Source organism: Capnocytophaga sp., assembly GCF_030532915.1.
Lineage (GTDB): Bacteria > Bacteroidota > Bacteroidia > Flavobacteriales > Flavobacteriaceae > Capnocytophaga.
Window position 1 is genome coordinate 1 of the sequence record NZ_JAUNKD010000057.1, and the last position, 10,407, is coordinate 10,407.

The following is a 10,407-nucleotide window of genomic DNA, read 5'->3' on the forward strand; positions in this document are numbered from 1 at the left end:
AGCAAGCCAATCCAAATGCCCATTGTGCCCAACGAAGTTTTGAGACCTAAAAAATATGAAACGGGAAACGAGACCACCCAGTAGGCAACAAAGGTGATGTACATCGGGGCTTTTACGTCTTGCAATCCGCGTAATGCGCCTAATGCTGTAACTTGCAGTCCATCAGATATTTGAAATATGGCGGCAACGAGCAGTAACTGTGCGGCTTCATCAACTACCAGCAGGTTATTGGCTATTTTTTCAACGTCATTCATATCCAAATAAAGTGAAGGCAACACATATCGGAATGTGGCAAGCAAAATGGCAAAAAAGGTTTGCGTAAAAAACACCAACAGAAATACAGAAATGCCTACTTTCCTCAAATTCAGATAGTTTTTAGAACCCAACTGATTGCCAACCCGAATCATAGCCGTTACGCCCAATCCGTTGGCAACCATAAACGTAATTGTAGCTAAATTTAATGCTATTTGATTGGCAGACAGATGGTTTTCACCCAAAATGCCACTGAGCCAAATGGCGGTTGTGAAAATTCCCACTTCAAAAATCATTTGTAATCCCGACGGAATGCCCAGCGCAATGATTTTTCTCATTTTATGTTTTTCGAGCTTACGCCAATTGAAATTTACGACCAATTCGCGGGTTTGTTGCAGTTTTCGTAACATCCACCACAATAAAAAGGGCATTGCAAAGCGCGAAACCAACGTTCCGATGCCCGCACCGATGATTCCCAATTTTGGAAAACCGAAACTTCCATAAATAAATAAATAATTGAGAACTACGTTAATAACATTTCCGATGAGGGTTACGTACATCGATTGTTTGGTGAGCGAGAGTCCGTCAGCGAATTGTTTTAAGGTCATATAAAACCCCAACGGAATCAGTGAAAAAGCCACCAAATTGGTGTACGGAATGGCAAGTTTTACGACATTTTCGGGCTGACTGGTAAGGCGCATCAATGGTTCGGCAAAGAGCATTAATGCAAAAAGTATAATTGATAATGAGGTGTTTAATATAAATCCGTGTTTTAAAATCGATTTGGCTTCGGAAGGATTTTTTTCCCCGTCAGCTTTTGCAACCAAAGGCGTGAGTGCCACCGAAAAACCAATTCCGAACGACATCGCTATAAAAACCGCACTATTACCCAGCGCCACGGCAGCCAGTTCCGTAACGCCCACTTTTCCAACCATAATATTGTCCACCAACCCAACGATGGCGTGTCCCAACATCCCGAAAATAACCGGATAGGCAATTTTTAAATTTTGTTTAAATTCGTTTGTATATGTACTGATTTTTTGTAAAAACACAATTGTTATTTTATTGAAATGATTAATTAGAGTCCGTTTGGTTTTATTTTTTGTGAAAATAATTCTTATTTATGTAAAAAATATATATTAATTGATTGAAATATTTTGTTTTAATCAAGGTACAACTATTATTTTATGAAAATGGTTAATTTGAGTTTGATTAGTTTTATTTTTTGTGAAAATAATTCTTATTTATATAAAAAATATATCTTAATTGATAGAAATATGTTGTTTTTCTTAAAGCACAACTCTATTTTTCAAAAATAGAGTTGTTGGAGCTTTTGAACAGTTGTTTGTTGAATGATATACAACAAAAAACCTTTTCAATTCAAAAAAACTGAAAAGGAATTTTGATATGAATGCGTGTGTTTTCGAATTATGACTGCATTTCATTCACGGCTTTTTTGAGCTGAAGCAAAGCTTTTTCAACCACTGATTTTGGGCAAGCCAAATTGATGCGCATAAAGCCTTCCCCTTCTTTGCCATACATAGCTCCGTCGTTGAGTGCTAAATGTGCTTTATCAACGCAGAGATTAACTATTTCATTTTGAGATAGATTTAGCTGACGGAAATCAATGAAAATCAGGTATGAAGCCTGCGGAACGATAACGTTTAGTTTCGGGATGTGCGTTTTTATGAAATCAACGGTAAAATTGATGTTTCCCTGAATGTAATCAAGCAATTGCGCAAGCCACGCTTCGCCGTGTGTATAGGCGGCAATAACGGTTTGAAAGGCAAATACGTTTCCGTCGGCAAGGAGCATATTGCTCTCAACATATTGTTGGAATGTTTGTCGCAATTTTGGGTTTTCAATTACGGCATAAGAGGTGGCAAATCCCGCCAGATTGAAAGCCTTGCTGGGTGAGGCAAAGGTGATGCAATTGTTGCGAGCTTCATCGCTTACGCCGGCAAACGGAATGTGCCGGAGTGGGGGAAGGGTAAGGTCGGCGTGAATTTCGTCAGAAACGATAATTACGTTGTTTTTGTGACAGATATGCGCCACTTTTTGGAGTTCTTCACGCGTCCAAACACGTCCGCCGGGGTTATGCGGATGGCAAAACAAAAATAGTTTACATCCTTTAATATCTTGTTCTAGTTTTTCAAAATTGATTTGATACTGGCCGTCTTTGAGTTCTAATGGGCTGTTTACCAAGGTTCTGTTGTTGTTTACAACTGCTAACGAAAACGGAAAATACACCGGTTGCTGAATCAGTACCTTGTCGCCTTTTTCGGTAAATGCCTGTACAGCCATTGCCAGAGCAGGTACCACACCCGGCGTAAAGGAAATCATTTCGGGGGTAATTTCCCAGCCGAAGCGGCGTTTTTGCCAGTCAATAATGGCTTGATACCAAGCCTTTGGTTTTGCCGTGTAGCCGAAAATTTCACATTCCATACGTTTTTTGATGGCATTCACCACAAACGGAGGCGTTTTAAAATCCATATCGGCAACCCACATCGGCATTAAATCGGTTCTTCCCCAACGCGGTTCAAGCGCTTCTAATTTAAGTGCATCGCTATTACAACGATTATTGATTTCATCAAAATTATAGTTCATAACGGTTATTTGGATAAAAATTGTAACTGGTAATTTCACTAAACAAGCGCAAAAGTAAGAAAATTAAAATAGACTACAAAAAGAAAACGAAATTTTATGTTTTCTGAAAAAATAGTGCCAAAAATAACGGCAAATTGTAGTGCTTGAATGAAATAATTATCGTACATTTGTCCTTGTTTTTGCACACGAGTAATTAATTAAAAAACATAATATAAAAATGTACAAAATTGTATTGTTACGCCACGGGCTTAGTGAATGGAACAAATTAAATTTATTTACCGGTTGGGAAGATGTTGATTTAACCGAGCAAGGCATTGAAGAGGCACGTGAAGCCGGTCGAATCCTTAAAAAAGAAGGATTTAAGTTTGATGTGGCTTTTACTTCGGTTTTGAAACGAGCCATCAAAACGTTGAATTACGCATTAGATGAAATGGGCGATTTGTGGGTGCCAACCAACAAAAGCTGGCGACTAAACGAAAAAAGTTACGGAGCTTTGCAAGGGCTGAACAAAGCCGAAACTGCCGAAAAATACGGTGAAGACCAAGTGCTTTTGTGGAGACGCTCGTACGATGTGAAACCGCCGCTTATTGAAGAAACCGACAAGCGACACCCGGCACACGACCGCCGTTACAGCAACCTAAAAGCCGAAGAAAAAACAGGAGGTGAAAGTTTGAAAGATACTTACGACCGTATGTTGCCTTTCTGGTTCAGTGATATTGCTCCGGCAATTAAAGACGGAAAAAGCGTGATTATCGCCGCTCACGGAAACAGTTTGCGTTCATTGGTTCAGTACTTGGACGGACTTAGTGAAGCTGAAATTTTGAAACTCAATATCCCTACCGGAGTGCCTTTGGTTTACGAATTAGATGCTGATTTAAAACCAATTAAGAGTTATTATTTAGGTGACCAAGAAGCCATTGCAGCTGCTATTAACAGTGTTGCCAATCAAGGAAAATCAAAATAATTGATATGATTTTTAGAGAAAAACCCTTCAAAATGAAGGGTTTTTTTTAATCATTTCTTGCAACTGAAAAACGAAACAGCCTCAATGCTAAAACTACTCCTTACCGTTGTTTTTGTTTGTCAAAGCGTTTATGTCGCCAATCATAAAGGTGTGTTTGCCTTTTTCGGCTATTTTGGAAATGGTTTCCAGCATTTGGAAAAACTTGATGTTGTCATCGTTTTTCATCAGTTCGGAGGCGTTTTTCAAGGCTCGGGCGGTGGCTACGGCAGTGCGGGCGTTCTCCAAATCCGCTTTTGAGCGTATCTTGGCTTCGAGGTGTTTGGCAAATAAATCCTGAATGGATTTCGGGAAGGTAATGTCTCTTACCTGAATGCTTTCTATCTGAATACCAAAGGTTTCTGCTTCTTTTTGTAATTCCTCAGGTTTTAGGTTTGACCATTCGCTTCGTTTTTCGTTCAGATTTTCGCTTTCTATTTCAGAAATAATTCTTCTGAAATAAATCTGAACCATATTTTGAAGTTTATTTTCAATGCTTCCTAAAATGTAAGGGAGTTCTAAATCAGTGTTTTCCAGTAGTTTAAGTCCGTCCGCCACTCGGTAAGTGATGTTGAACGAAAACCGCAATGCAATATTGTCTTTGGTCAGGATTTCTTGATTGGTAACGCTGATTAATTGGATATTTTTTGGAAGGATGTACAATTTGGTTTTGTTTTTCCAGTCCGAAATTTCGTAAAACCCTGATTCTAACTGTTTTTCAAAAATATTATTTCTGAATAAAAATCCCGTTTTATATGGAGGGACTTCATAATTTTTTGTAAATATGCCCATTTTTTTATTGATTTTAAAATTAGAAAGGAGCGGTGTTACAAAACATAAAGGGAAAACAAATTAAGCTAAAATGCTGAATTTTAGCGGTATCCTTTATTTTGCAAACTTTATTTTTGCTGAGCAAAAGCTCTTGCCACTCCTTTTGCAACCAAGCCTGTTGTTATGACAGTTGGGATTCGAACCCTGATACACTGGAATATAACCTTGCAAAATGCTCCGCAATGCCCTATTTTGGTTATATCCGTTTTGTTTAAATAGGTGGCGGTTGTGGCAAAAGTACGAAAAAAAATAATAGTTTTTGTTATTTATATTGTTTCTAAAATAAAGTTTCCGTACTTAATTTTTAATTTTTAATTTTTAATTTTGTACGCAATTAAACAACTTTCGTAACTACTGAAAATTAAAAACGCTTAAAAAATGAAAAAAATCATTTTCCTTTTAGTTTGTTTTGTTTCTGTAAATCTATTTTCGCAAACTTTTTATTCCGTTTCGGGTCGTGTAGTTGATGATGATAATCAAGCTGTTCCGTATGCTATTATTTCTGTAATGGCTTCTGACAAAAATGAAGTAATTTCACAAACAACCACCGATTCAGAAGGTAATTTCATTCTGAAAGTAAACCAAAACAACCTAAAACTAATCATTTTCGCCGTAGGATTTGAATCGCACGAACAAAAATTATCTCTTTCAGACAAAAACACAACGCTTTCTTTCATAAAACTAAATCCTTCCATTACAGAATTAAGCTCAGTAACCGTATCAGCAGACCGAATTAAGCCAGCCGTTCGTTTAGAAGCGGGAAAAATAATCTTCTCACCACAACAAAGCAGCATTACCTCCGGAGGGAACGCCCTCGAAGCTCTCAAAAAAACACCCGGTATATTAATGGATAACAATAATGCTATTTCAATTTTCGGCAAGAAAGGAACGGCAGTTTTTATCAATGGAAAATCCACCTATATGCAAACCGAAGAATTGGCTAATCTGCTCAAAACCATTTCCGCTTCACAAATTAAGAATATTGAAGTGCTATTAAATCCGTCGGCTGAATACGATGCAGAAGGAGGAGCAGGAATAATTAATATTGTGCTAAACAAACATACTTTTGAAGGCACTTACGTTTCAGCAGGTAGTGGCATTTCCTACTGGAATCATTTACGAAACTCAACTGACATATCCGTGCAACATAACACAGAGAAATTAAACATAAACACCTCATACAATCATAATTTTGGTAATATCGACTACGATTATGGCTCAGACAGGCACTTAGATGACAATTTTTATATCAGTTCTTCTCAAGACACTGACAAACGTAAGGCAATCTCAGCTCATTTCAGCTTAGATTATTCTCCTTCTGATAAAAATACAATTGGTTTCAGTCTAAAAGGAAATACAATTTACGGAAAAGGAATCATAAATACTCAAAACGATATATTTGACAAGGATTTCAAACATCAAAAAGTCCTAATCGGGAAAAGCGATTATATCAAACAAAGAGCCGCTCGCTACGGAATGAATACCTTTTATGCTTATCAGCCTTCTGAAAATGAAAAATATAACCTTGATATAGATTATATTTTCTTTGACGGCTTATCGGGAGTACATCAACCCAATTGGCATAAAGATTCGGCAGGAAATTATATTCCTGATGATGCTTTTTTATCAGATAGCGACCGAAAAGTACATATTTTTGCTACTTCTTTAAATCAAAAATTCCCATTATGGAAAGGAAATTGGAGTTCAGGAATTAAATTCTCGCAAGTTGTTTCTAATAATAGTTCTGATTTCTTTACGATATATCCAACAGGAAATTTGATTAATCCAAATCGTTCTAATACATTCAAATACAGTGAGCGTTTGCTATCGGCTTATATTCAATATGCACTTCCGATAAACGAAAAGCTATCAATAGAAGGTGGTTTGCGTAGTGAATATACTTTTTCAGTCGGAAAATTATTTCCAAGAGAAGGAAGTAATCAGAAATATCAAGAAAATAAACGAAATTACATCAATTTCTTTCCTTCTGTAAATCTTACCTATCAGAAAAGCGAAAACACAACTTACGGATTGAGTTACAGTAGCCGAATTGCCCGCCCTGCATACCAAGATTTGAGTCCTTTTATTTTAGCTCTCGACGGACTTTCGGACTGGGTAGGAAATCCATTTTTAGAACCTCAGAAAATATATAAAGTTAGTGCATCTGCAACTTGGGGCAAGACAAACGTATTACTTTCTTATGCATACACAAGTGATTTCAGCGGGCAAATTACTGAAAAACGCGAAAATGAACGTGTAATTATGATTCCTCGTAACATTGGTCATCAGAATTATTTTTCGGCAGGCATTTTGCAAGAAATTCAGTGGGCATCTTGGTTTAAAACACATATTAATCCGACCGTTTATTACAATGAAAATATATTTCAGATAGAAAACTATATTGCATATAGCCCCAAAAAATGGACTTTCTCCATCAATTCACAAAACCGGATTGAACTTCCTTACAAAATCACCGGAGAAGTTTCCTTTGATTATACCACAAAACAAATTGTCAATGCCAATGAAGTCACTAAACCTTCCGGAGGAATTGACATCGGATTGCAGCGTAATTTTTGGGAGAATCAACTCAATGTTTCCCTATCACTGACGGATATTTTCCATACACGCCGTTGGGACTCCGAAAGTCATTTACCTAATTTGGATAATTACATTTGGGGACACGCCGAATCGCGACAAATAAAGTTCTATTTGACGTACAAACTCGGGAAACAAAGTTCCAAAACGCCACATCAAAGCAGTTTAGACGAAGCTGAGCGGTTGTAGTGATTTGTAAAAATCGTTTTTTTTCAAAAAAAAAAAAATCGGCTCCGTTTAGAACCGATTTTTTGTATGAATTTTAAAGAATTATTCCACGATGGTCATTTCATCAACGATATGTTTAGCTCCTGAAAACGTGTCGATTACCCAAAGTACATAACGAATATCCACATTGATGGTTCGTTGTAGTTTTTTGTCGAAAATCACATCGCCGGCCATTGCTTCGATGTTTCCGTCAAAAGCCAGTCCGATGAGTTCACCTTTTCCGTTCATTACCGGCGAACCTGAATTTCCGCCCGTGATGTCGTTGTCACTTAGGAAATTAACGTGTAATTTGCCGTCTTTTTTGTCTGCATATCTGCCGAAATCTTTGTTGGCAAGCATTGTCAGCATACGTTCGGGCATATCAAACTCGGGGTCGTTAGCTTTGAATTTGGCGGCTAACGTTTGATGCGTGGTGTAGTAATTTTTCGTAACGTCGGCGTTGTGTTTGTCGGCAGGCAAGGATTTTACTTTTCCGTACGTCAATCGCAAGGTTGAATTGGCATCAGGATACAAAACGGTGCTTATTTTTGAAGCTCGCATTCCTTTTACAAAAGCCCGATATGCCTTATCGTAAGCATCTTGCAAGGCGATTTGCTCTTCCGTATCTTCGTTGTATTTTGCTATTAATGATTTAGATAGTGCAATCAAACGGTCATTGGCTAATTTGTCGGCTTCGGGTTTATCCAAAAACGCTTTTACTTTTTCTTTGCTTGTCAAAACGCTTTTTTCAAAGGCTTCGTTTACAAATTTTTTGAAATCACCATTGTATTCCTTGTTGATTTTTGCCACTTCATCGGCTACATTTTTCCCTTTGCGGGCGTAAAGTGAAAGTACATCGGCAAGTACTTCTTTTTCAATAGGAATATACATTTGGTCGTAGAGCGAAAGCCCTTGTTCAATTTGTGCAGCCATTGTGTATTGCTCTAATCCTGAAATGCTTACATAACGCTGCAATTGTGAGGATAATCCGTAAGGAAGCGTTGCGAAATACGAACTTCTGAGCAGTGAAATCAAATAATTATCGTCAGCAGATTTTTCGTTCGTTTTTTCAAAATACGTAGCCATTGTGTTTAAAACGTTGCCGTATTCGGCTTTGTTTTCTTTTTTGCTTGCCCATTTGGCAAATTTTTTCTCCGTTTTTCGCTTTACATCAGCGGTTTTGTGAGCCGTTAAAGCGTCAATCATTCCTTGTCGGTTTTTCCAGTAATTAGCTATTTGTGAGTACTTTGAAGCATATTTTAGGCGAACGGCATCGTCTTTGTCCATATATTTTTTCATCGCGTCCATCGCCGTTTTTGAGCCTTCCACCCAAGCCGGATAAGCATATTTTACTTTTTGATTAACCCAATACGATGATTCCCAGCGGTTTGTACGACCCGGATAACCCAAAATCATCGCAAAATCGTTCTCTTGAACGCCTTTTAAACTTACGTTCAAATATTTTTTGGTTTTCATCGGAATGTTGCTTTCGGCATAATCAGCAGCGTTTCCGTCTTTGTCGGTATACACACGGAAGAGCGAAAAATCACCCGTTTGGCGAGGCCATTCCCAGTTATCGGTATCGCCTCCGAATTTCCCTACGCTTTCAGGTGGCGTTCCTACCAAACGAACATCTTTAAAATCTTGATAAACAAAGTAATAGTATTCATTTCCTTGGAAGAAAGGACGCACCGAAACCACATATTTTCCGCCTCCGTCATTTTCTTTCTGAATTTTAGCCATTTCACGGTTTAGAGCCGCTTCACGCTCTTTTTCAGTCATTTGGTCATTCACAACCGAAAGCATTCGCTGGGTTACATTGTCCATACGAACAAAAAAACGCACGAAAAGCGATTGCGGTTTTAGCTCGTCTTTGTGTGTTTTTGCCCAAAATCCGTCACGTAAATAGTTGTTTTCAGGCGAAGAAACCTCGGCAATTTGCCCGTATCCGCAGTGGTGGTTGGTCAGAACCAAGCCGTCTTTTGAAATGATACTTGCCGTACAACCGCCGTTAAACTGCACGATGGCGTCTTTCAAACTGTTGTTGTTGATGCTGTAAATTTCTTGGGCGGTGAGTTGCAAGCCCATTTTTTGCATATCACGCTGATTGAGGCGTTCTATGAACATTAAAAACCACATTCCTTCATCGGCGCGAACCACGGGTGTTAAAACCAGTGCGGCGATGAGTGTCAAAAACATTTTTTTCATCATACGATAGTTAATTTTTTTGAGGCTAAAAGTAAACAATTATCACAAGTAAAAATTTTATTTAATAGTTTTTAACGTTTTTGAGTGACGAAAAACAGGAAAAATAGCTGCTCCAAAGATAGCTGTGGTGCTAATTCCCCCTTTGAATGGGGTAGGGGGATGTAAATCCTAAGAAAATATCCTTCGTCCTTCCTTACATACCCTGCTTTCGCACCCACATACTCAGCTCTCGCTGATTATCTTCTCTAAAAGAGGATTTTGTAAAATGATAATTTGAAATGAGTTGGCTGTATAAAATTTCGGTTTCCCGAAAAATCCGAAAAACCGAAATTTTGTAAATAGTTTATATAACTAACCCATTTTAAATTGTTGCTATTTTCAAGAGTGATTTTCGACCTTGGAGACAAAGTCCGTACTGCGGAGTATGTGTCGTTAAAAAAATCAATGAATGGAGCGTGGAAAATATCCACTGTCCGAAGCGACCGCAGGGAGCAAGTTTGGATATTTTCAGCGTAATTCATCTGATTTTTAGCTGAGTATCCAAAGTCTTGAATTTTTGGTTCTTTTGTTTCAAGACAAAAGAACAGATATAAAAAGACAAACTATATACTAATGATTATTTGATTTTAGAAGCACTTGAATCCAGTAATTTAGCACTTTCCACCAAGCGGATGAACTCTTTTCGATAGCCTTCCGTATCTTTTCCG

The 10,407-nt window shown here is 37.9% G+C and carries 6 protein-coding genes; 2 read left to right on the top strand and 4 right to left on the bottom strand.

Annotation, left to right across the window (positions count from 1 at the left end; translation table 11 throughout):
- Together Q4D72_RS11525 and Q4D72_RS11530 are read right to left on the bottom strand one after the other, a co-directional pair.
- Positions 1–1,304 (bottom strand): MATE family efflux transporter (locus tag Q4D72_RS11525; protein ID WP_303078037.1); only part of this gene is annotated, 1,304 nt, incomplete at its 3' end.
- Between the two features lie 376 nt (positions 1,305–1,680).
- A complete protein-coding gene (locus tag Q4D72_RS11530; protein ID WP_303078039.1) occupies positions 1,681–2,859 on the bottom strand; it encodes a MalY/PatB family protein in 1,179 nt (392 codons plus the stop codon).
- Positions 2,860–3,076: 217 nt separating this feature from the next.
- Here Q4D72_RS11530 and gpmA point away from each other — a divergent pair, with 217 nt between their 5' ends.
- Positions 3,077–3,823, top strand: coding sequence for a 2,3-diphosphoglycerate-dependent phosphoglycerate mutase (gene gpmA, locus Q4D72_RS11535; protein WP_303078040.1), 747 nt, complete (start codon positions 3,077–3,079; stop codon positions 3,821–3,823).
- 93 nt (positions 3,824–3,916) lie between these two features.
- On the opposite strand, the gene Q4D72_RS11540 is transcribed toward gpmA, so the two are convergent.
- A complete protein-coding gene (locus Q4D72_RS11540) occupies positions 3,917–4,651 on the bottom strand; it encodes a slipin family protein (RefSeq protein WP_303078041.1) in 735 nt (244 codons plus the stop codon).
- Positions 4,652–5,068: 417 nt separating this feature from the next.
- Between Q4D72_RS11540 and Q4D72_RS11545 the strand changes: the two genes are divergently transcribed.
- The gene (locus Q4D72_RS11545) at positions 5,069–7,474 is read left to right on the top strand and encodes an outer membrane beta-barrel family protein (RefSeq protein ID WP_303078042.1); all 2,406 of its coding nucleotides are present in this window, start codon (positions 5,069–5,071) and stop codon (positions 7,472–7,474) included.
- A gap of 81 nt (positions 7,475–7,555) precedes the next feature.
- On the opposite strand, the gene Q4D72_RS11550 is transcribed toward Q4D72_RS11545, so the two are convergent.
- Positions 7,556–9,700, bottom strand: a complete 2,145-nt coding sequence (locus Q4D72_RS11550) for a S46 family peptidase (RefSeq protein ID WP_303078044.1) — start codon at positions 9,698–9,700, stop codon at positions 7,556–7,558.
- Positions 9,701–10,407 lie beyond the last annotated feature (707 nt).